Raw genomic sequence first — 22,943 nt, 5'->3', positions numbered from 1 at the left:
GATGTTTTCGTTTTTTGAACCTTAAGTGTAGAGGCAAGCATGGGCAACCCTATTCAAGATCTTGTTGTGATTGGCGGTGGTATAAATGGTGTCGGTATTGCGGCAGATGCAGCAGGCCGAGGTTTATCCGTTACCCTCATCGAAGCATCAGACCTTGCTAGCGCCACTTCGTCTTGGAGTTCAAAACTGATACATGGCGGTTTACGCTATCTTGAACATTATGAATTTCGTTTAGTTAAAGAAGCCCTTGCCGAACGTGAAGTGCTACTGAACATGGCACCTCACTTGGTTACGCCGTTACGCTTTAAACTCCCCCATCACTCAGGGCTGCGCCCAGGCTGGATGATTCGAACAGGCTTGTTCCTGTATGATCACTTGAGTAAACGCGTGTCTTTGCAAGCGTCAAAGGGTATTCGCTTTGACCCAGAGAAAGGTCCTTTGCACCCAACGTACACACGTGGATTTGAGTATAGCGACTGTCGAGTGGATGATGCGCGCTTAGTCATCATGAACGCGAAGCTTGCTGAGCAAAAAGGTGCTCAAATTGTCACTCGTCAAAGAGTAACCAGTGCTGTTAGAGAAGGAGATGTATGGGTAGTCGAGTTTGAAAACCAGCAAGGATTACGTGACACCCTCCGTGCAAAAGCACTGGTCAATGCCGCAGGCCCTTGGGTCAGCCAAGTACTTAGCAAGGTTGAAAACACACAACCTGGAAAAGGGATACGTCTGGTCAAAGGCAGCCATATTATCGTGCCCAAAATTCATGCTGAAGAAGAGGCCTATATTCTACAGAACCAAGACGGCCGCATTGTCTTCGTTATCCCCTATCTGGACGATTACTCGCTCATTGGCACAACGGACGTTGATTATGTTGGCGACCCGCGTCATTCTGAGATAGATGACGATGAAATCGATTACCTTATTCGGATCACACGTGACTATTTCACCTATCCACTGACCCGAAATGACATCGTCTGGACTTACTCCGGCGTGCGTCCTTTAATGCAGGGTGAGCGCGAGGAAGGAAAGGCTGCCGCTAAAGTCACACGCGACTATCACTTTGAAGTTGAAGATCGCCAAGGACAGGCTCCCTTGTTGTCGGTATTTGGTGGCAAACTCACCACCTATCGCAAACTGGCCGAGGCCGCCGTGAATGCCTTACAGGCGTATTTTCCAGAGGCAACACCCAGCTGGACTCACCACGCCCGTCTGCCAGGCGCTGAAGGTGTGACCTCACCTGAAGCCTATGCCATTGAGCTCAAACGAGCTTACCCATTTTTGGACACAACAACTGCACGCCGATTGGCATCCACCTACGGAAGCCTTGCCAAAAATTGGTTAGCGAATGCACAGCAGCTATCGGATTTAGGGCGCCGTTTTGGCCCTCTATTTGAAAAAGAAGTTCGCTACTTGATTGAACACGAATGGGCGAGGAGCCTGGAAGACGTGATCTGGAGACGGACTAAAACAGGCATCGGCATGGCTCCAGATATTCAAAATGAGATATCTGGAATGATTCAAACCTATTTGGGCGTTGGGCAGAGTGAAGAATCTGGTTCTCAAATAACAGTTAGTGCTTAAGCAGCGCCAATAGAGGCTCGGTAGTTTGTAGATGTCGGTACTGATAATTTATTTAGTTGCGTGGTGGTGACCTTGCCCAGGATACCTTTAATCAACGAGCTGTTTTTTATGCAAATACTCTTTAATTTGCTTAAACGTAGAAATCACATAGTCAGATTCATCTATAACCAAATTAAGCCGCTCAAGTCTATCTGCGGTTTCGTCCGGGTAGTGGTGGGCAAACTTATTTCTAAGCAGTGTAGCTGTTCCGAACAGCTCTGCTGAATTGATAGCACCCAGCTTTTCCATCAAAAGTGCTCTATCACGATTGGATTTATCTGAAATATCCTCCTGCTCTACTAAAGCAATACCACGAAAGATATGATCTTGAATCATGGCAACAGACTGAGAGTAACGTAAAATTAAAGCATCTATCGATTCTTCTTGCTCATCATTTAATAACGAAGCGGTGCTATGTGTAAGCGGAAATAAAGCAGCGACTTTGTCGAGAGAATACTGAAGCTTTAGAATACGCTGCTCACAGGCCAACAGGTTAGAACGAAGCAACTTAACAGCATTCGAATTCATAAATGGACACCTTGTCTAGCGATATCATGAATAGGCTGATCGGGCTCATCAATGTTCTTAACCAATAAATCGACCTTTGTATTACACTTTGAGCCCATCCGGTATTCCAATATCAACCGATGCTTTAGTGTCAATTTTTTGTTCGTCTGGAAAAAAACATCGATATCTCCACCACGCTTATTTAAATCCGCACGTGAGCCAAAAACATAAATTTCACCCTCTGGGTCAGCTTCATGCAGAATGGATAGAATTGCATCTTGTTCTTCTTGGCTTAGCCTGACGTTATTGCTCACAGCCCCTCCTTTTATCTAAAGATATTAGGCTTTAAAAAGCTCAGCTACAAGTATGAAGCCATCAGCTTACACTTACACGATAAACACTCCAACAAAGTCAATACTGCAACATAGCCTCATCAATCACCACTCCAGAATCACCTTACCCGACAGCCCTGAGCGCATCACATCGAAGCCCTTTTGGAACTCGTCTACCGGAAAATGGTGGGTGATCATCGGCGTGAGATCCAGTCCTGACTGAATCAAGGCCGCCATTTTGTACCAAGTCTCGAACATTTCGCGACCATTCATCCCAATTATAAATATGAACATCTGTGCCACAGATGGCGGTTTTTCGAATGCGGATCAACAGATCGTTGTGTCCTACAACAGGCGTTGGACATTCCTATCTCCTTTATTATTAGAATGAGTCACGCCATAAGATTAACCCTCTGCACGCCAAAGTGTCTAGCGTTCAAGACGCGTAAATCCACCTTAGCCTTAAAGATTCAAATACTTATACACCGTATTGCGACTCACACCCGCTGCACGAGCGGTTTTGGAGATATTTCCACCAAAACGCGCATAGAGCTGAGGAATCTGCTCGGCTAAATTGCAAGACGTATCCATATCCTCCGAGTCGCCACCGGTATTGTCCTCGTCCATTTCTGAGTTGGGAGAAAGGCGAATCTCCTCTAGAATATCGAGCGGTAAATGTTCGAGTTCTAGCAACTCACCATCGGCCATGGCTAAAGCGACCTTCAAGACATTGACCAGCTGCCGAACATTGCCAGGCCAAGGGTGAGACTCTAACAGCCTCCGCACCTCTAGGCTCATGCCCGCCGACTCGTATTCTCGGCAAATACGCTTAAAGATATATTGAATCAAGGCTGCTTTATCTTGCCGTTGACGCAAGGGCAAAATTTCAAGATTGAGTCCAGCGATACGGTAATAGAGATCCTGACGGAAACGGCCCGCCGCGATTTCGTGCTTTAAATCTCGGTTCGTCGCCGACACCAAACGAATATCAACCGGATACGACTCAGTCGAACCCAGTGGGGTAACAATTCGATCCTGCAACACACGCAATAATCGTGCTTGAACATGGATCGGCATTTCGCCAATTTCATCTAAAAATAAGGTGCCTTTATGCGCACGGCGGATCAGCCCTTGGTAGCCACGACTGCTGGCACCAGTAAAAGCACCTTTTTCATACCCAAAGAGTTCAGATTCAACCAACTCCGTTGGAATTGAGGCACAATTCACCGCCACAAAATAGGCATTGGCCCGCGAACTGTGGTAATGCAGTGATCGAACAAGCACCTCTTTACCCGCCCCCGTTTCGCCGGAGATTAAAATCGGAATGTCTTTCTCAATAATTTTTTTGGCTTGGTGCAACATTTTACGCAGAGTGTCGTCGCCCTGCTCCAACTCAGCAAAGGGGATGACATCGTCTGGCAGCGAGTTGGTTTGGGCGGGTGTGGGCTGTGCTTTCGGTTGAAGTTGCGCTTTTGGTTGTTCATAGTTGGCATGCGTTCGATAATCCGGAAGCACCAAGGCTAATGAAGGCTTAGCGGGGGGTTGCACACGAACCCACACTCGAAAGCGCCCTTGAACCATCAAGGATAAAGGAACGGTGGCCGGCTGATTGATGAGGTCCCGAACACGACAACCAAACAATTCTTCAACGTTCATCAACGCCAAATGGTCCGATAACATAATCGACGCACGTCGATTGGACGAAATAATCACGCCTTCCGAATCGATCACGACCAAGGCTGCCCAATGGCTGTCCAAGCTGCGCGTGTGAGTACTGATGGTTAAGATATGATAGTTGTCTTGAAACGCACTCAGTATCAGTTGATTTTCAACACAGAGCGACATGAGTTTGACCAACCCCAAGGTATGATCTTGAGGTAAATAGGCATCCGTGGAGATATCAAGCACCCCCACTAATGACTTTTGTGTGTCGAAGATGGGCGAAGCCGATCCTGCCATAAAGCGGTTTGCGCGTAGAAAATGCTCATCACGATTGACTTGCACCGCTTGCCCCGTCGCTAATGCCGTTCCGATGGCATTGGTCCCCACGCCCTCTTCTTTCCACAAATGACCGGGTAACAAGCCATGCTGCATCCGAGGCAAAAAACGTGAGGCTCCCCAAGTATTGAGCACCTGCCCTCGGCTATCGGCCAAGACAATAATACAAGAGGAGTTCGTCAGAATATTTTCATAATAGGGTAAGACTTCACTCTCGGTTGTCTTAACCAAATTGTGATGTTGATCCAGTAACGCTGACACCTCTCCGGCTTGGCGTTCCCCAAAATCAGGATCACTTCCATGAGACAAGCCATAAGACTCGCAGCGATACCAAGAAGCTTCAATCACCTCTTTATGAGACAAGGAGGACTCATCTGTTTCAGATACTGGGTGCATAAACGCTGTTCTTTTTATTATGAATTAGGATCACGCGATCCCCTAAAGGATTTCCCTAGTTTGAAAGCAAACGAACAAAATGTAAAGCCACTTTGATCAATTGTGTTCACTGTTAACACAAATGAACAGAATTGATCACCTGTGAGCAGAAATTTAACAGTTCCGAACGGCTATGGATTTTCATTTTATTAGACCACTCCATTAAAAAACAAAATAAATCATGAAGTTAAATATTAAAGATCGGATTTTCTTTTTATGGCACGCCCCTTGCTTTCTATATAGAGATTCTTACCCAGTCGTCATAAACATAACAATAACTATGGGTGTAAACATGTCCTTAGTGTTAGAAAATGTAACGAAAATCGTTGAGGGACAGACTTGGGTTTCTAATATCAACATGACATTAGAACCAGGCTCCTTCAACGTGCTGCTTGGCCGAACGCTGGCTGGTAAAACCACCTTAATGCGCTTAATGGCGGGTCTCGATAAGCCCTCTGAAGGTCGCATCATCATGAACGGTGCGGATGTGACGGGCAAGCCTGTTAGGGAACGCAACCTATCGATGGTTTACCAACAGTTTATTAACTACCCCAATTTAAGCGTATTTGAAAACATCGCCTCCCCTTTGCGTCTCGCCAGAATGTCTGAGAAAGAGATTAAAGAGCGCGTATATGAAACAGCCAAAATGCTGCGCATCGAGCCCTTTTTAAATAGGCTACCCCTTGAGCTGTCAGGTGGACAGCAGCAGCGTACGGCCATGGCAAGGGCCTTGGTGAAGGATGCCGAGTTGATTTTGTTTGATGAGCCCCTAGTCAACCTCGACTATAAATTGCGTGAAGAACTCCGTGAAGAGTTGCGCAGCCTCTTTAGACAACGCAACTGTATTGCTGTCTACGCGACCACTGAGCCGAATGAAGCCCTCGCATTAAGTGGAAATACCGCAGTGCTTCATGAAGGACGGCTCTTGCAGCATGGCAAAACAGCCGAGGTCTATCATCGTCCAACGTCCATCGAAACCGCGGTGATGTTTTCTGAGCCACCGATGAATATCGTGAAAAGTAAAGTCACCGAGAGTGAAGTGACCTTTGATGAGACGGTGCATTTCCAACTGAACAAAGATTTAAACCATCTCACACCAGGTATGTACAACCTCGGTGTCCGCGCATCGCATATCGGCTTAGTCCCGCATGCGGACGATGACCTAGAACTTCCGGTCACCGTTGACCTCGCTGAAATTAGTGGATCAGAGACCTTTTTGCATGTGCGCAATGACCATCTTTCCTTGGTTTTACATTTACCGGGGGTTCATGAGTATGCTGTCGATGAAAAAATTACCATCTATTTTCCGACGCACAAACTCTACGCCTTTGATTTGCAGGGTCAGTTGATTCATGCACCTGCCCGTATTTCAGGAGTTTAACCATGGCTGAAATCGTCTTAAATGCCCTCGCGCATACCTATTCCAGAAAGCCAAATGCCCCCCAAGACTATGCCATACGGCAAATGAATCAAGTCTGGGAGCAAGGGGGCGCTTACGCCCTACTCGGACCATCAGGCTGTGGTAAGTCGACCCTACTGAACATTATCTCAGGCTTGCTTGAACCCTCTGACGGCGAAATTCTGTTTGATGGCGTCAAGGTCAATAGCTTACCTCCTGAGGAGCGCAACATTGCTCAGGTGTTTCAGTTTCCGGTGATTTACGACACCATGACCGTGTTTGATAACCTCGCCTTCCCTCTGCGGAATATGAAAACACCGGCACACTTAATCCAATCCAAAGTCCATGAAATTGCCGACATACTGGAACTCAGCCCTCTACTCCATAAAAAAGCAAAAAACCTAACCGCTGATGAAAAGCAGAAGGTCTCCATGGGGCGTGGCCTAGTTCGGGACAATGTGTCCGCTATTTTATTTGACGAACCCCTCACGGTGATTGACCCACAGTTAAAATGGAAGCTGCGGCGCAAGCTCAAGCAAATTCACGATCAATTTAACATCACCATGATTTACGTCACCCACGACCAGCTGGAAGCCGCCACCTTCGCCGACAAAATTGCGGTGATGTATGAAGGCCAAATCGTTCAGTTTGGCTCACCCCACGAACTCTTCGAAAACCCCAAGCACACCTTCGTTGGCTACTTCATTGGCAGCCCAGGGATGAACTTTATGAATGTGCAACTTGAAGAGCAGCACTTCGTGTTTGAAGACATGAAGCTGAAGGTGCCCGAAAAGATTCTCGATAAGATTCAGCATTTGCCCTATGAGTCGATCAAGCTGGGGATACGTCCTGAGTTTGTTCATGTTTGGGACAAAAAGAACGATGAAGCCTACGAAGTGGATGTGATTGACAGTGAAGACCTAGGCACTTACCACATCATGACCTTCAAGCTCAGAAACCAACTGCTCAAAGCACGTTTACATGAAGATCAACGCATTCCTAAGCACAAAGCCTGGATCAGCTTTCCTGACCAGTGGCTGAAGGTATACGTGAACGAATACCTCGTGGAGGCTGATGATGAATAAAATCGAAAACAATAAAGCCTGGTTCCTAGTGCTGCCAGTCTTCGTATTGGTCGCTTTTTCCGCGATCATCCCATTAATGACCGTTGTTAACTACTCGGTACAAGATGTGTTCGACACCAATACTCGTTATTTTGTCGGAACCGAGTGGTTCAAAGCCATCTTGAATGATGCTGCGCTACAAAGTGCTTTAATGAAGCAGTTTATGTTTTCATTTACCACGCTCAGCATCGAAATTCCTTTGGGTATCGGTATCGCGTTGCTCATGCCAAAGCGAGGGATGGCGGCGTCCCTGTGTCTCGTGTTAATTGCACTTCCCCTGCTCATACCCTTGAATGTGGTGGGTACCATTTGGCAGATTTTCACACGCAGTGACATTGGCCTGATGGGCTGGAGCCTGCGCGAAATGGGCGTTGCCTATAACATCTCACGCAACCCTGTGGATGCCTGGGCCACCATTATTCTGATGGATGTTTGGCACTGGACACCTCTGATTGCCTTGCTTTGTTACAGCGGATTGCGCTCTATCCCCGAGGCTTACTACCAAGCGGCACGCATTGACCGTGCCTCGCGCTGGGCTATTTTCCGCTACATCCAATTGCCCAAGCTAACCAATGTTTTAATCATCGGTATTTTACTGCGCTTTATGGACTCGTTCATGATCTATGCCGAGCCCTTTGTCTTAACTGGTGGCGGTCCGGGCAGTTCAACCACCTTTTTAAGCCAAGCCCTGACGACCATGGCTATCGGTCAGTTTGATGTTGGACCTGCAGCGGCCTTCTCGATTATTTACTTCTTGATCATCTTAGCCGTGAGCTGGGTGTTCTACACCACCATTATGAACATGCAAAAAGAAAAATAATAAAGGATCGCCTTATGAAATCCCGTATCGCGCTAATTGTGTACATTCTCTTTATTTTGCTGCCCATCTATTGGTTATTGAACATGTCGTTCAAAACCAACCAAGAGATCCTGGGTGCCATCACCTTTTGGCCGCAAAACTTCACCTTTGAGAATTATCAAAAAATTCTAACAGACCCAAGCTGGTACAAAGGCTACATTAACTCAATGATCTATGTGTCCCTCAACATGGTCATTAGCTTAACCGTTGCCTTGCCAGCAGCCTATGCGTTCTCTCGCTACAAATTTGTGGGCGACAAACACCTTTTCTTCTGGCTGCTCAGCAACAAAATGGCACCACCGGCCGTCTTTGTTTTGCCTTTCTTTCAGCTGTATTCATCCGTCGGGCTCTTTGATACCCACATCGCGGTAGCCCTTGCGCACTGTTTATTCAACATTCCACTTGCCGTGTGGATTTTGGAAGGCTTTATGAGCAGCGTGCCGAAAGAAATTGACGAAACGGCTTATATCGATGGCTACAGTTTTCCACGCTTCTTTGCCAAGATTTTTATCCCTCTGATTGGTTCAGGGATCGGTGTGACGGCCTTCTTTTTATTCATGTTTTCGTGGATTGAATTGCTCCTCGCCAGAACCTTAACGGCGACAGAGGCCCAACCTATTCAAGTCATTATGACCCGTACCGTTGGCGCATCCGGTATTGACTGGGGCGTCTTAGCTGCCGCCGGCGTACTGACCATTATCCCCGGTATTTTTGTGATTTACTTTGTTCGTAACCATATCGCTAAGGGCTTTGCCCTCGGTCGAACCTAAGGAGACATATCATGAGCTGGATGGTTTGGACCACGCCCACAGCAGGCTTTTTTATCGGTATCGGGCTGATTTTGGCAAGCATGTCAATTTGGCAATACGTTTCGCCCTCAATTGAGCGAAAAGGGTTTCTTCCGATTAAAACCACACGTGGAGACCGCCTGTTTATTGGACTCTTAACCAGTGCCTTTATTCATTTAGGCATTGTTGGGTTTACCGACTTATCAATTTTAGTAGCCACAGCCATTTCCGCCATATGGATGGCGATCCTAATGCGCTGGGGTTAATGAAAACCAGGACGGACCAAAATTGAAAAGGACGTCGTTTTAATAAAAATGAGGTGGATATGAAAAACAATAAAACCATGCGCCTTTCTGTTCTTGCGGCCAGCTTATTATTTGCCAGTGCGCAATTGCATGCCCAAGCGGATCAGTATCGAGCTGCCGCCGAGCGATGGATCGATAGCAACTTCCAACGCTCTACATTAAGCCGAGAAGAGCAGTTGGCTGAACTCGAATGGTTTATTAAAGCCGCTGAGCCCTTCCGTGGTATGGAAATCAGAACCGTCGCCGAGGGTTTAACCACTCACGAGTATGAAGCCAATGTGCTGGCCAGAGCCTTTAGTGAAATCACGGGTATCAAGGTGACACACAATATCATCAGTGAGGGGGATGTTGTTGATACCATGCAAACCCAGATGCAATCGGATCGAAACATTTACGATGCGTTTGTAAACGACTCCGATGCCATCGGTACCCATCTTCGTTACGGTAAGACCATCGCGATTTCGGATGCGATGGAGAACGAATGGAAAAACTACACCCTGCCCACGCTGGATCTCGAAGATTTCATCGGTATTCAATACACAACAGGGCCCGACGGCAAAATCTACCAACTGCCCACTCAACAGTTTGCCAACCTCTACTGGTTCCGTGCCGACTGGTTTGAACGTGAAGACCTGCAACAGCAATTTAAAGAAAAATACGGTTACGATTTAGGCGTGCCTTTAAACTGGTCGGCCTATGAAGACATTGCGGATTTCTTCACTAACCATGTAAAAGAAATCGATGGCGTGCGCGTCTACGGCCACATGGACTATGGCCGCCGTGATCCGTCGTTGGGTTGGCGCTTCCATGACTCCTGGCTTTCCATGGCAGGTATGGGTGACCCTGGTGTGCCCTTTGGGAACCCTGTCGATGACTGGGGTATTCGCGTCAACGAAACCGGAAACCCAGTGGGCTCTAGCGTGTCTCGTGGTGGTGCCACCAACTCACCTGCGGCTGAATACGCCGTGCGTAAAATGGTGGAATGGCTGCGTGACTATGCTCCACCAGAAGCACAAGGCATGACCTTTGGTGAGGCAGGCCCCGTTCCCGCTCAAGGCAACATCGCTCAACAAATCTTCTGGTACACCGCCTTTACGGCGGATATGACAGATCCAGCATTGCCAGTGACCGACAATGAAGGCAACCCAAAATGGCGTATGGCGCCATCTCCTGTTGGACCTTACTGGCAGGAAGGCATGAAAGTCGGTTACCAAGACGTGGGCGCTTGGACCTTCTTTAACTCAACACCTGAAGATCGCCGTACCGCCGCTTGGTTATGGGCGCAATTCACTGTAGCCAAAACCACTTCCTTGGAGAAAACCATTCGCGGTTTAACACCGATTCGCCGTTCTGACATCGAATCCGATGCCATGACAGAGTTGGCTCCCAAATTTGGTGGTTTAATTGAGTTCTACCGCAGCCCGAACGAAAGCATGTGGACACCGACAGGCACCAACGTCCCTGACTACCCACGCTTGGCACCACTCTGGTGGCAAAACCTTGCACCCGCCGTAAGCGGTGAAATTTCGGCTCAACAAGCGCTGGATAATCTAGCCGCAGCGATGGACAACACCATGATGCGCCTGGCACGTGCCAATGTCTTTTCACAATATGCCCCTGTATTGAATGAACCAAGAGACCCTGAATACTGGTTTGCTCAACCGGGCGCACCTAAGCCACGCTTAGAAAATGAAAAAGAACAGGGCCGGACTCTGCCATATGATGAGTTAATGGCCAATTGGTTAGAAGCGGGGAATTAAGTGTAAGTGAAATCTAAAATTGGCAGCCTCATTTGCCCGAGGCCGCCAATTTTTTAAACCAACAGTGATTCATCAAGGCAATACGCCTTAGCGATTTAAGTTGGACGTATCCGAAATACCAGAACATAAAAGAGCGGTAAAACAACTAACGTCAAGGCTGTCGCAAAGGTAAGACCAAACATAACAGTGACGGCCATACTCTTAAAGAAAGGATCCACTAAGAGCGGAGCCACACCTAAAATGGTGGTTAATGCCCCCAGCACCACCGGTCGTGCTCGACTCAAACAGGCCTCTACAACGGCCGGATAGTGTGCTTGCCCTTCTTGAATGCGATTCCCTGCTTCATCCACTAAAACGATGGCATTTTTGACCATCATGCCGATCAAACTTAAAAACCCCAAAATAGCCATAAACTCAAATGGGGTGCGAAAGACAATCAGTCCCACCACTACACCTATCATTGCCAGAGGTGCCGTCATCCAGATCACCAAGGGCTCTCTAAAGGCATTAAACATAAACACCACAGCCAGAACCATGGCCGCAAAACCAAAGGGAGCCGATACGGCAAGCCCTTCATTGGCCTCTCGTGACGCATCGTATTCACCATACCACTTCAATTTATAACCCGGTGGTAATTCGATGGCCTCTATCTGAGGTCGAATGTGATTAAACACTTCACTTGTTGCTAAACCGGGAGCGGGATCTGCTTGCACCTTAATCGTCGCTTCTCGATTAATGCGTCGAATAATAGCGTCTTGCCAGACAACATCTACAGACTCAAGTAACTGACTCAGTGGTAGGGTTCTGCCAGCAACTGAGCTAAAGACTTCCGTATTTTGGATCGCATTCACCTGCTCTCTTTCAGCGAGAGGGGCTCGAACAATTAAGGGAATTAAATCCTCTCCTTCACGGTAAATACCAATTTGTCGACCTGTTAAAGTCTGAGCCAACGCTGCATTCACATCCAAAGCGGTTAAGGCCAATCGCTGAAGCTGTTCTTGCCTCCAAGTCGGTTCAGCAACAGGAACTTGTTGTCGCCAATCATCTTGAATAGCAATGAGACTTGGGTTTGACCCCATTAGGCTCTTCGCTTCTTCAGCCAAACGCCTTAACTCAGCTGGATGAGGACCTGTAAACGCCGCTTCAATCTTTTTGCCTCCGCCGCGACCCAACATAAACTTCCACACTTTCACGGACGTATCCGGTAACAGACTTGAAAGTTCATTTTGTAGATGCTCCACTAAACCGCTAATGCGGGCCTGATCATCGACCGTTACGAGAAGTTGAGCAAATGCGGGGTTTCTAGGTTCTGGTGAGTAGGTCAACATGAAACGTAAACCACCCCCGCCAATAAAGCCCGACGTATTCAAGACACCCTCTTGAGATGAGACGTTCGCATCCGCACGGGCCAAAACATCAGCCGTACGCTGAATGTCTGTTCCTTGAGGCAGATAGAGATCAACAACAAACTGAGGGCGTTCAGACTCAGGCATAAAACCCGGCAGTACAAACCGTGTTCCCCAGGCGGCACAGAACAGGATTAACAATACGATTGCGACAGATATAAGCCGATGTGTCAGCACCCAGTGTAATAGACCCGAGTACCACTGCGTAATCAGATGCGGTTTTACAGGCTCTATTTGAGTGGGCGCTTTAAGAAAAAGGTAACACAGCATAGGTGTCACAGTGACCGCGAACAGCCAGCTCAGTAACATGGAATAGAGGATTACCCAGAATAGAGAGCCCGCGTACTCACCCATATCGCCAGGCGACAGACCTATCGCACTGAAGGCCAAAATCCCCACCAGTGTGCCACCTAATAATGGCCAAATTGTGCTGCGCACAACTGCGGAAACAGCCTCCTTCCGATCCTCTCCTTTTTGCAGCCGAACCACTACGCCATCACTGACCACAATGGCGTTATCCACTAACATCCCTAGAGCAATAATCAATGCACCGAGAGAGATACGCTGCATTGCAATGTTATCGATCAGCATCACGATCAACGTTCCAGCAACCGTGAGCAGCAGAACAAAACCAATAATCATGCCAACGCGAAGCCCCATAAATAGGAGCAACACCACAAAAACAATCGCAACGGCTGCTAATAGATTAGCCGCAAATGCAGACACAGCTTGATCGACAGATTCAGACTGCAATGAAATAGGGTGTAATTCCATTCCGACCGGACGAAGGTTTTCCAGCTCCAGCAATCGTTGGTTAACAGCTTGTCCCATCTTAACCACATTACCGTCACGTACATTGGAAATACCTAAACCAATGGCTCTCTGCCCCTTAAACGTCATCATCATACTGGGAGGATCTGCATAGCCACGGACAATATCTGCTATATCGGAAAGACGCAGCACGGTATTATCAGCACCTAAACCGATTTGCAGGTGCTTCAAATCCTCAAATGCCGCCACACTGCGTTGGGGAATAACAGGAACACGAATACCATCCGCCAATATATCTCCCGCCACACTGATAATGTTTTGCTGTTGCAACACTTGATAGACTTGCTGAACACCCAATCCGAAATGAGCCAACCGTTCCTTAGACAGCTCAATAAAAATCTGCTCTTGAGGAGCCGCCAATAAAGCGGTTCTAGCAACCCCGGGAACGAGCGCCAGCTCTTTCGAGAGCCGATCAACATATCGATACAGTTCACGATCAGTAAAGCCTTCGGCGGTTACCGCATAGAATTGAGCATATACATCCGCAAAGTCATCATTGACTAAAATAGGCCCCGCACCGGGTGGCAAGCTGCGCTCGGCATCGGACATTTTGCGCCTGAGAATATCCCAGACCTGCTGCAGCTCTCCGTGCGTGCGTGCAAATTCAATTTTAATTTCCACTGTCACTTCGGAGTACCCCTGCTTCGAGACAGACTCCACTCGCTTCACTTCCTGTAACATCTGCACAGCCGCTTCAACGCGATCCGTTACCTCGTTAGCCACTTCTTGAGCACTTGCACCGGGATAAGGCGTGACAATAACGGCCTTGCGGATAATAAACTCTGGATCCTCAAAACGCGGTAACTGAATATAGCTAAGATAGCCTCCTAGCAAGATAAGAAGAATAATGACCCATAAACTCGTGCGCTTAGCAACGGAGTAAGCTGCAATATCCATTACTCAATGACTCCAATAAGCTCCATGGGCCGGACTTTCATTCCCTCTCTGACACTGTTTACACCCGCCGTAATAATCTGTTCGCCAGCATTCAAGCCCGATCGTATAAAGACTCGATCACCAACCAACTCACCAATCTCTACGGGGGTTAATGTTGCATGACTTTGCTGATCCACTGTCCATACGAACTGCTGGCCTTGATTATTCGGCAGAACCGCACTTAACGGAATACTGATATGCTCTCCATCCCCCTGCTGAGATGCAAATACACGTGCAGACATGCCGGGCAAAATATTGGCATCGCCTTTTTCATTGAGCGCCAAAATGACTTGATAGGTTTGAGTAACGGGATCAGACTCGGTCGAAAAGGACTTCAAGGTCACCGGAAAGGTTTGTTCTAAACCCGGAATTTCAGCATACGCACCCGTACGACGAGCAGACTGTAGCACCACTTGATCCGGCACTTGAATAACGACTTCAAGCTCAGTCGGATCTTGAATCAACACAACAGGTTGATTCGCCGATACTCGTGAAAAATTTTCAACCAATTTGCGACTGACTACGCCATCAAATGGTGCTTTAAGGAGTGTTTCTTCAAGCGCGATTCTAGCCGTACTCAAACGATTGGCCGCGAGACTTCGTTGTGTTTCAAGCCTTTCTAAGTCTCTACGAGAAATGGCTTGGGTACTGTCAAAAATAGCTTTCCCTCGACGATAATCGTTATCCGCCGATGTAAACTCAGCTTGTGCTGAGTTAAATGCCGCTCTGATTTCTCGATCATCCAAGCGCGCAAGCTCATCGCCCTGTTGAACCAGCTGTCCCTCATTGACTCGAATCTCCTCGATACGGCCCGCCACTTTGAATGCCATTTCAGCACGCTGTGCCGACCTTAGTGTTCCGTTGAAAACAAGATCTGTGGCTAATACAGCTTGCACCCTTTCAATACGGGCTGGACGAACAACCTCTTCAGAAAGGCTGGACGATGGCGGTGGAGCTGCATCACACGCAGCCAAAGCAAGCGTGCATACAAAGAGCACAAGGAGCTTAAAGGGAACCAGGTTACGAACATTAAATTGCACCACTGCGATGCCTCCTGCGTAGGTCAAACTTATTAGATATCGTCACTTTTCCAGTCAAGAACGTACTTACACAACAACCCGTTTCGTCAAACAATGGGTAAAGGATTGCTATCAACCACTAGCAGGATTAAATCTAGCCACTTGAAACACTAGTACACATTTGAATATTGTTCCAACCGTCATGTCTACTCAAACAAGACTGGTTAAGTCTATACATTTGAGATGTCTTTATAACGACAGTATTTGTTTAGACCGTAAGTGATTTTCTTAGATATGAAGGCTGCACACCCTTCACCTGCCGAAATCGATTGGATAAATGGCTCGATGAGCTGAACCCGCATTCCAGGGCGATATCCACTAAGGGCAAGGACGTCTCTTTCAACAACATTTCGGCCCGCTGTAGGCGTCTGTGCAACACGTATTGATGCGGCGCCAGGCCTTGACTCTGACGAAACATGCGCGAGAAATGGTACTCGCTAAGGCATGCCTGAGCCGCCAAGTCTCGCAACAACAAGGGTCGATTCAAATGACTTTCGATGTACTCACGCACACGCTTGAGTTGATAGGGTGCCAATCCGCCCCGTGTCTGAGGGAGCTGCCAATTGCACTGAGCATAGGTTTTGAGTAAATGAATCAGCAATAAGGTTGTCGCACTGCTCAGGGCCAGCTGATCACTGCGCTCTTGCCAATTTAGATTTAACAAAAACTGATGGTAAAGAAGGGTAATACTGGCATCTTCAGCAAAATGCATTTCATCAAGCAACAGGCTGGATGGCGACTTGTCCCACACCTGTTCAGTCAGGGTATTGAGGTGCTGGTCCGTGAAATAGAGATGCACAAACTCCAGTGGGCCGCGAATATCCCAAGCGGACTCGTGCTCCTTTGGCATCAGGCAAAAACGACCGGGCGCACCACCGTTGCGCCATCCATGTGGTGTTTTGCGGTAGCACTCGAAGCCATCGGCAACGTACAGGCTCAATGTGTGATGCTCTGACTTGTCCAGAGCAATATGATCATCGTCATTAAACCAGCGCGCCAATCCCATACCGTTCTCAAGGCTAGAGCCTGCTTTCAACACGGGTTTGTGTCGACTCATCTGCTTAAAAACTTGATAGTGTGAATGCATAACGCCCCCTGCTCAATGTTAGCCTCTCCTATTTCAGGATACTAAACATCCCTCCGGCTGCTGCCAAGCAGACATCATCCCTACCTGTTAAAAAAGCGCAAGAATATGAAAGTTAAGTGCAGCAATCTGCAAGATCAAACACAGCCATCCTCGCTATAGTGACACATCACCAATACATAACCATCGCAGAAGATTTGATCAGCTGCAGGTTTCGAGGATCAACATGAACGCTTTTTTGTATATCACTACGGTTTTAATTTGGGGCACCACTTGGATCGCTATTGCATTTCAACTTGGTGAAGTCGCTGTCACTGTCTCGGTATTCTATCGCTTTGCGCTGGCCGCATTGTTTTTGCTGACGTGTCTTGCCGTACTTGGAAAACTGCGCCGTATTAATCCCCGTGATCATCTTTTCTGTCTGATGCAGGGCATGTGTGTTTTTTGCTTCAACTTTCTACTCTTTTATACGGCGACTCAATACATCACATCGGGGCTGAACTCGGTCGTTTTTTCCATGGCCGTGATGTTCAATGCCATCAATGGCGTGATTTTCTTTCGGCTCCCCATTACTTCGCGCATTTATCTGGCAAATGGATTAGGTCTGATCGGCATGCTGCTACTCTTCTGGCCAGATCTCACGGGCGAGTCTTTCAATCTGGACGTTCTCTTCGGACTGGGCTGTGCACTCCTTGGCACCTACGGGTTCTCTCTGGGCAATATGATTAGTCTGCGCCATCAACGCAAGGGACTGGATTTACTCTCAACCAATGCCTATGCCATGTCGTATGGCGCCCTCACTCTGCTCGCGATTGTCCTGCTCACGGGTACGCCTTTCACATTGGATACGTCTTTTAGTTATTTAAGCGCTTTATTCTATCTCGCAATATTTGGCTCAGTGATAGGATTTGGCGCCTACTTCGCGCTGATTGGACGCATTGGGGCGGGCCAAGCCGCCTATGCCACTCTGCTCTTCCCACTGGTCGCTTTGGGTATCTCCACGCTCTTCGAAGGCTATGTCTGGACACTTCCAGCCGTGCTCGGTCTAGTTATGATTTTGGTGGGTAACGGGGTCATGTTTATTAAAGGGGGCTCGGTAAAACCTACAACAACCAAAATGGCTGAAGAAAAGGGGATGAAAACGGCGAACTAAGCCTCGCTTAACAACTACCCCCTTACAGGTCGTGACTCTATTTTCAGCACACCGACTCCAGCCAATACAATGATCACGACACCGACCAGCGCGATGGGATCGGGCAAGCCGCCAAAGACGCTATAGTCGAGCCCGAGCGCCCAAAAGATCGCCGTGTATTCAAATACTGCGAGCGTAGAAACCGATGTTCTCGCCATGGCTTCTGTCATAACAACATGGGCTACGCCTCCAAATAAGCCTGCACTGATCAGCCAAAAGAGGGTGTGCGTATCCAATGGTGCCCACCCTAAGAAAGCGGTCAACAAGCCGAACAGGCTGCAAATCAGTGCAAAATAAAAGGCAATACTACCCGCATGCTCTGTGTGCGTTAGCTGTTTGATTTTAACTTTTGCAATTGCGGTGGTGATCGCCATCGCCAACCCTGCCATACACCCCAGCAATGTGCTTTTGGTCATATCAGGCGATTCCAAAGAAGAATATAAGATAATCAAAACACCTAAAAACCCTGTCAATACCATGATGACCAGATAAAAAGAGGGCCTTTCTCCTAGCAGCATAACCGCCAAGGGAATCGCAAAAATCGGGGCCAAAAAGCCCAGTGCTGCGGCTAAGGATAAAGGCAAATACGCCAAGGAAATAAAGGATAGAAACATCGCTAGACAACCATACGCACTGCGCGAAAGGTGTCCTTTCCAATGCCGCGTCCGCAAGGCCGTTGGAAAGGCATTCATCCACATCAAATAGAGCACAATGGGAATCAAGGCGATACTGCTACGCCAAAAGACAATCTGCCCCACTGGCGCGTCGGCTGACGCGATCTTCACACAGAGCGCCATCCCGGCAAATAAACCCGTCGCAATGAGCCGTAGCGAAATACCCTTCCAAGCGTTCATGTCTGAGAATTACCTTGTCACAGCCACATGTTGATCAATAATCGTATTAAAACGCTCTAATGCTGCAGCGGGCAGGTCATCTGGGAGAACCAGCTGATCAATCGATGGATTGCCAACCTTGACCAGCATAACCATCCCCATGGTGTAATGGGGCGGACATCTCAGCCCATACCATCCTTCAAGGGTAAACTGCGTTGTAAAGTCTTCGTCTATTTTACTCATAAATGTTGCGGCACCTTCAGGGATAAAGTTTTTTATCGTTCCGACATTATGCCCCCGATGCTCCGGTATGAATCGAATGCTGTCTCCTGGATTAATCGCCAAAAAATCGGGCTCAAATGGCATCGGACCTGTTGCATTCATATTGAGCATTTTCACTTCGTGAAGGGTGTCAGCCGCGAGATACGGCATAAACAGCACACACGCCAGTAATAGCAAGGTTCTCATTGGAGTATCCTATGTAATTAGAAAAAATGAAGTAAGGGTCGTTGCAGTTCAGGGTCATGAATTGTTCGAGTCTTTACCCCAAACACGTCCCAAATACGATCAGGTGTGAGCACCTCTTCAGGCTTACCGATCGCAACCAGACGACTGGCGTGCATAATGATCAAACGATCACAGCGAGCGGCCTGATTCAAGTCATGCAAAGCAACGACAATGGTCGTCTTTAACGTCTCGACCAACTGCAAAATAGCCAGCTGATTTTGAATGTCTAAGTGGTTCGTCGGCTCATCCAGCAGCAGTATTTCAGGTTGCTGCGCTAGAGCTCTGGCCAGATGAACGCGCTGGCGCTCGCCACCCGAAAGAGTCTGCCAAATACGATCCCCAAGGTGCTGAATACTGAGCGCGTGCATGGCGTCGTCGACAATGTAACGATCCCGTTCTGACCAAGGGTTCAGCAGAGAAAGCCAAGGCGTCCGTCCCAGTTCAACAGCATCACGAACCTGAATATGCTCGTGTGTTTCGGCTTGCTGTGTCACAAAGGCCATCTGGCGTGCAACCTCTCCTCGTTGGAGCTGATGTATCGCTTTCCCCTTTAAGAAGACCTCACCACGACTTGGCTGAGTAATGCCCGCCAGTAAGCGTAAGAGCGTTGATTTACCCGAGCCATTAGGGCCAATCAATCCCAGAACCTCACCAGGCTGCACCTCAAAGGACAGCGGGCTGATCAAGGTTTTACCACGCAGTTGATAACTGACATTCTGAACCGAAATCATTTGTGCTTCGCCCCCCGAATCAGAATCAAGGCAAAGGCAGGTGCGCCAATCAAGGCCGTCACTACGCCAATGGGTAAGACTTGTCCAGGCACGACAATACGAGAAAGAATATCGGACATGACTAGAAACACAGCCCCCATCAAGGCGGAAACAGGCAGTAGCACAGCATGACGTACCCCGACGAGATAGCGTGCGGCATGCGGAATCACCAACCCTACAAAACCTATTGATCCAACCATCGACACCATAACGGCTGTCATGGATGCCGTTACCAAGATCAAAATTAACCGCACTCGCTTTACTGGAATCCCCAACGACGCTGCAGCCTCCGACCCAAAGGTAAAGGCATCCAGAGCGCGGGCATAGTATAGAGCGATGGCCAGACCGATGAGAGCGATAGGAACCGCAAGCCAAGCATCTCCCCAACGCACACCACTGAGATTCCCCAACAGCCAAAACATGATTCCACGGGCGGCCTCAGCATTAGCTGATTTGGTAATCATTAACGCCGAAAGTGCATGAAACAATTGAGCCCCGGCTATTCCGGCCAAGATGATCTGTCCTGTGACTCGGGAAAGTGCCAACACGAGACCGAATGACAGCAGCGCTCCCAAGAACGCCCCTGCTGACATAGATAGCATACCAGCACCTATGCCCACAATCGTGACAGCGACAGCCCCGGCAGAGGCCCCCGCAGAGATCCCTAAAATATAGGGATCAACCAGGACGTTTCGTAACAACGACTGTAAAATTACGCCGCTCACCGCTAAAGCAGCTCCACAGCAAGAGGCAATGACAGCTCGGCTCAAGCGGTACTCCCATAGAATACCGGCATCGATCAGATCAACGGCATACTGAGCACCTAAAAGTTTGTTGGCCAGTGTTTGATACACCGTCCGCAAGCTAATCGAACTTTCGCCAATGGTTACGGCCAGTAAAATAGCCGCCAGAAGAATACTGGCCGCCAGCAATAAGCCTCTGAGCAACTGAATCACAAGGCTGGCGGTTTTGTGCAAAACAAGTGTGGACATGTGCAACTATTTCCCAGCCAAATCCATTGGGCTCAAGGCCTCGACCAGATGCTCAAGCCCCTCAATCGAACGCAACGTAGCTCGCATTGCATGAGCGTCCATGACAACAATGCGATTATTCACGACAGCTGACATTTGGCGTGTCACAGGGTCTGAGCGTAAAAATTCCAACTTCTTCTGATAATCATCGGCATCGAAGCGACGACGAGTCATGTCTGCGATAACGATCACATCTGGGTTTGCTCTGGCAATGCTTTCCCAGCCCACAGAAGGCCACTCTTCCGGAGCGTCGATGACATTTTTAATGCCCAAGGTTGACATCATCCAAGCAGGTACCCCAGTTGTTCCGGCCACCCAAGGGTCCATTTGTATATCAGCGCTGGAAAACCAAAACACGGCAGAAAGAGTATTCAGATTACGCTGCTGAGCGTCGGCAATGGCAGCGGCTTCACGTCCTTGTATCTCACGAATCAGCTCATCGCCCTGCGCTTGCACATCAAACATACTTGAAAGATTTCGAATACTCTGGAACAAACTGTCCAAGCGAAATGCCGTTGGAGAACCATCCGAGTTCGACCCGACACACTCAGAGTCAAGCACATAGCTTGCAATCCCAAGTGACTGAAACTGTTCAGGCTTGCCGACTACACCCTGAGGCCCTACTGCAAACAGAAAATCTGCCGTCACAAGATTTGGGCGTTTAGAGACAACACTTTCAAAACTAGGGAAATTATCCGCCAAGCGCTCGATCTTAGCATTGACCTCCTCATACTGGTCGGCAACATCCGTAAACCAGTTAGACGTGCCGATCACCCGTTCATGCAAACCTAAGCGATACAGCAACTCAGTGGAGGCTTGCCCAACCGTAATCACACGCTCAGGTGGAGCACTCATCTGCACAGTTTTACCACAGTTTTCTATTTCCAAAGGAAAGTTTGACGCTTGACTATAATTGAGCGTTACCGCCCCCACTAAAACGCCCGTTATGGTGATAAACCGAGACAATTTCCCAAATAAAAATGACATATCTATTCTCTTCAATCTTGATGATTTTCCGCTGTTAAGAGGGCCTCTTAACGCTACAACGGCTCACTCAACTCTTATTCTTAAACGTCTCTAGCGCCGCCCCTAACCTTTCTAAACCTTCTATTGAACGAAGAGTCACTTCCATCGCATGCGCATCCATAATGATGATGCGATCATTCACCACAGCATCCATATGGCGCGTCACGGGGTCTGTACGCAAAAATTCTAATTTTTTCTCGTAATCATCGGCTTCGAAACGACGACGCTGCATCTGTGCAATGACAATAAAGTCTGGATTAGCCTTGGCGATTGACTCCCAACCAACAGATGGCCAGACCTCATTCGACTCAACAACATTGCGTATACCTAACGTGGACATCATCCAGCCAGGAACCGCTTGACTACCTGCAACCCAAGGATCCATTTCTAACGCAGCACTGGAAAACCAAAATACAGCGGACACATCACCAAGATTCTGCTCAGCCGCTTTAGCGATAGCGTTCGCTTCCCGTTGCTGAATGTCACGAATGATTTCTTCACCTTTTGGCTGTACATCAAACACTGTTGCTAAATCACGAATGCTTTTATATAGGTTATCCAGTGTAAACATTGCCGTGCGAACGCCATCCACACCACGGCTGGAATCCTGATCCAAGCACTGTGAGGCCATTACATAGGTCTGGGTGCCTAATGTATGAAACTGCTCACGTGTACCAACCACGCCTTGAGGTCCTACGCTGAACAAAAAATCAGCCGTGACAAGATCGGGCCGTTTTGACACGACACTTTCAAAACTCGGAAAGTTATCCGCCAAGCGTTCAATATTGGCATTCACCTCTTCAAACTCTTGGGCAACATCCGTAAACCAGTTAGACGTTCCCACAACCTTTTCATGTAACCCCAAGCGATATAGCAACTCGGTAGAGGCTTGCCCAACCGTAATCACGCGCTCAGGTGGAGCACTCACATTCAGTTGATAACCACAGTTATCAAGTGTTTCAGACAATTCCTGCGTTTGACTGATAGCGACGCTCGAAAGCCCAGTCATCAGACTGCCCATTAGCAAGGCACGTGAAATAGGATGTGAAAATATAACTGCCATGTAGATCTCCTTCAGTTCAAACACTGCGTGATTTAATCAGAAGGCTATTATCCTTGCA

Annotated in this window: 20 protein-coding genes and 1 pseudogene; 8 read left to right on the top strand and 13 right to left on the bottom strand. The window is 48.2% G+C overall.

The genetic code is table 11. From position 1 onward, the window contains the following. Positions 1 to 39 precede the first annotated feature (39 nt). Complete coding sequence (gene glpD, locus F5971_RS06370; RefSeq protein ID WP_193494465.1) at positions 40 to 1,581, top strand: glycerol-3-phosphate dehydrogenase; 1,542 nt, start codon at positions 40 to 42, stop codon at positions 1,579 to 1,581. Between the two features lie 87 nt (positions 1,582 to 1,668). Here glpD and F5971_RS06365 read toward each other — a convergent pair whose 3' ends face one another. The 4 genes and pseudogenes from F5971_RS06365 to F5971_RS06345 all read right to left on the bottom strand — a co-directional run bounded on the left by F5971_RS06365 (position 1,669) and on the right by F5971_RS06345 (position 4,853). Further along, positions 1,669 to 2,148 (bottom strand): hypothetical protein, encoded by a 480-nt coding sequence (locus F5971_RS06365; RefSeq protein ID WP_193494464.1) that lies wholly within the window; start codon positions 2,146 to 2,148, stop codon positions 1,669 to 1,671. Then, positions 2,145 to 2,441, bottom strand: coding sequence for a nucleotidyltransferase domain-containing protein (locus tag F5971_RS06360; protein ID WP_051514090.1), 297 nt, complete (start codon positions 2,439 to 2,441; stop codon positions 2,145 to 2,147). The genes F5971_RS06365 and F5971_RS06360 overlap by 4 nt, the downstream gene beginning before the upstream one ends. A gap of 123 nt (positions 2,442 to 2,564) precedes the next feature. Further along, positions 2,565 to 2,735 (bottom strand): annotated as a pseudogene (gene tdh / locus F5971_RS06355) (L-threonine 3-dehydrogenase); the annotation flags it as partial. A gap of 186 nt (positions 2,736 to 2,921) precedes the next feature. Beyond that, positions 2,922 to 4,853 carry a sigma-54-dependent Fis family transcriptional regulator gene (locus tag F5971_RS06345; protein WP_193494463.1) on the bottom strand — a complete coding sequence of 644 codons (1,932 nt, stop codon included), beginning with the start codon at positions 4,851 to 4,853 and terminating at the stop codon, positions 2,922 to 2,924. A 331-nt stretch (positions 4,854 to 5,184) separates the two neighbouring features. Between F5971_RS06345 and F5971_RS06340 the strand changes: the two genes are divergently transcribed. From F5971_RS06340 to F5971_RS06315, 6 genes are read left to right on the top strand one after another with little or no spacing between them, the layout of a single operon-like run. Then, on the top strand, positions 5,185 to 6,273 hold the full coding sequence (locus F5971_RS06340; RefSeq protein ID WP_036507723.1) for an ABC transporter ATP-binding protein: 1,089 nt from the start codon (positions 5,185 to 5,187) through the stop codon (positions 6,271 to 6,273). A gap of 2 nt (positions 6,274 to 6,275) precedes the next feature. Next, positions 6,276 to 7,376, top strand: coding sequence for an ABC transporter ATP-binding protein (locus F5971_RS06335; protein WP_036507720.1), 1,101 nt, complete (start codon positions 6,276 to 6,278; stop codon positions 7,374 to 7,376). Then, the gene (locus tag F5971_RS06330) at positions 7,366 to 8,235 is read left to right on the top strand and encodes a carbohydrate ABC transporter permease (RefSeq protein WP_036507719.1); all 870 of its coding nucleotides are present in this window, start codon (positions 7,366 to 7,368) and stop codon (positions 8,233 to 8,235) included. The genes F5971_RS06335 and F5971_RS06330 overlap by 11 nt, the downstream gene beginning before the upstream one ends. Before the next feature lie 14 nt (positions 8,236 to 8,249). After that, positions 8,250 to 9,044 carry a carbohydrate ABC transporter permease gene (locus F5971_RS06325; protein ID WP_036507717.1) on the top strand — a complete coding sequence of 265 codons (795 nt, stop codon included), beginning with the start codon at positions 8,250 to 8,252 and terminating at the stop codon, positions 9,042 to 9,044. 11 nt (positions 9,045 to 9,055) lie between these two features. Further along, a complete protein-coding gene (locus F5971_RS06320) occupies positions 9,056 to 9,328 on the top strand; it encodes a DUF2160 domain-containing protein (RefSeq protein ID WP_036507715.1) in 273 nt (90 codons plus the stop codon). Between the two features lie 59 nt (positions 9,329 to 9,387). Continuing rightward, positions 9,388 to 11,127 carry an ABC transporter substrate-binding protein gene (locus F5971_RS06315; protein ID WP_193494462.1) on the top strand — a complete coding sequence of 580 codons (1,740 nt, stop codon included), beginning with the start codon at positions 9,388 to 9,390 and terminating at the stop codon, positions 11,125 to 11,127. A 95-nt stretch (positions 11,128 to 11,222) separates the two neighbouring features. Here F5971_RS06315 and F5971_RS06310 read toward each other — a convergent pair whose 3' ends face one another. The 3 genes from F5971_RS06310 to F5971_RS06300 all read right to left on the bottom strand — a co-directional run bounded on the left by F5971_RS06310 (position 11,223) and on the right by F5971_RS06300 (position 16,466). Beyond that, entirely contained in the window at positions 11,223 to 14,261 is a 3,039-nt protein-coding gene (locus F5971_RS06310; protein WP_193494461.1) for an efflux RND transporter permease subunit, read from the bottom strand. Continuing rightward, positions 14,261 to 15,343 (bottom strand): efflux RND transporter periplasmic adaptor subunit, encoded by a 1,083-nt coding sequence (locus F5971_RS06305; protein WP_193494460.1) that lies wholly within the window; start codon positions 15,341 to 15,343, stop codon positions 14,261 to 14,263. Before F5971_RS06305 ends, F5971_RS06310 begins: the two co-directional genes overlap by 1 nt. 244 nt (positions 15,344 to 15,587) lie before the next feature. Then, entirely contained in the window at positions 15,588 to 16,466 is an 879-nt protein-coding gene (locus tag F5971_RS06300) for an AraC family transcriptional regulator (RefSeq protein WP_193494459.1), read from the bottom strand. Between the two features lie 223 nt (positions 16,467 to 16,689). Here F5971_RS06300 and F5971_RS06295 point away from each other — a divergent pair, with 223 nt between their 5' ends. Further along, entirely contained in the window at positions 16,690 to 17,616 is a 927-nt protein-coding gene (locus F5971_RS06295; RefSeq protein WP_036507704.1) for a DMT family transporter, read from the top strand. Between the two features lie 14 nt (positions 17,617 to 17,630). Here the strand turns inward: F5971_RS06295 and F5971_RS06290 are convergent, their stop codons facing one another. The 6 genes from F5971_RS06290 to F5971_RS06265 all read right to left on the bottom strand — a co-directional run bounded on the left by F5971_RS06290 (position 17,631) and on the right by F5971_RS06265 (position 22,885). Continuing rightward, positions 17,631 to 18,509: a DMT family transporter gene (locus F5971_RS06290; RefSeq protein WP_193494458.1), complete on the bottom strand. Its 879-nt coding sequence runs from the start codon at positions 18,507 to 18,509 to the stop codon at positions 17,631 to 17,633. A 9-nt stretch (positions 18,510 to 18,518) separates the two neighbouring features. After that, entirely contained in the window at positions 18,519 to 18,956 is a 438-nt protein-coding gene (locus tag F5971_RS06285; protein ID WP_036507699.1) for a pseudoazurin, read from the bottom strand. A 17-nt stretch (positions 18,957 to 18,973) separates the two neighbouring features. Then, positions 18,974 to 19,726, bottom strand: a complete 753-nt coding sequence (locus F5971_RS06280; protein WP_193494457.1) for an ABC transporter ATP-binding protein — start codon at positions 19,724 to 19,726, stop codon at positions 18,974 to 18,976. Then, positions 19,723 to 20,757, bottom strand: coding sequence for a FecCD family ABC transporter permease (locus F5971_RS06275; RefSeq protein WP_193494456.1), 1,035 nt, complete (start codon positions 20,755 to 20,757; stop codon positions 19,723 to 19,725). Before F5971_RS06275 ends, F5971_RS06280 begins: the two co-directional genes overlap by 4 nt. A 6-nt stretch (positions 20,758 to 20,763) precedes the next feature. Then, the gene (locus F5971_RS06270; protein WP_193494455.1) at positions 20,764 to 21,783 is read right to left on the bottom strand and encodes an ABC transporter substrate-binding protein; all 1,020 of its coding nucleotides are present in this window, start codon (positions 21,781 to 21,783) and stop codon (positions 20,764 to 20,766) included. A gap of 67 nt (positions 21,784 to 21,850) precedes the next feature. Next, positions 21,851 to 22,885: an ABC transporter substrate-binding protein gene (locus F5971_RS06265; protein WP_036507681.1), complete on the bottom strand. Its 1,035-nt coding sequence runs from the start codon at positions 22,883 to 22,885 to the stop codon at positions 21,851 to 21,853. Positions 22,886 to 22,943: the final 58 nt, after the last annotated feature.

The sequence above is a fragment of the Nitrincola alkalisediminis genome (genome assembly GCF_009821115.1).
GTDB lineage: Bacteria > Pseudomonadota > Gammaproteobacteria > Pseudomonadales > Balneatricaceae > Nitrincola > Nitrincola alkalisediminis.
Note: the sequence above shows the minus strand (reverse complement) of the source record. Positions and strands in the feature narration are given on the sequence as shown.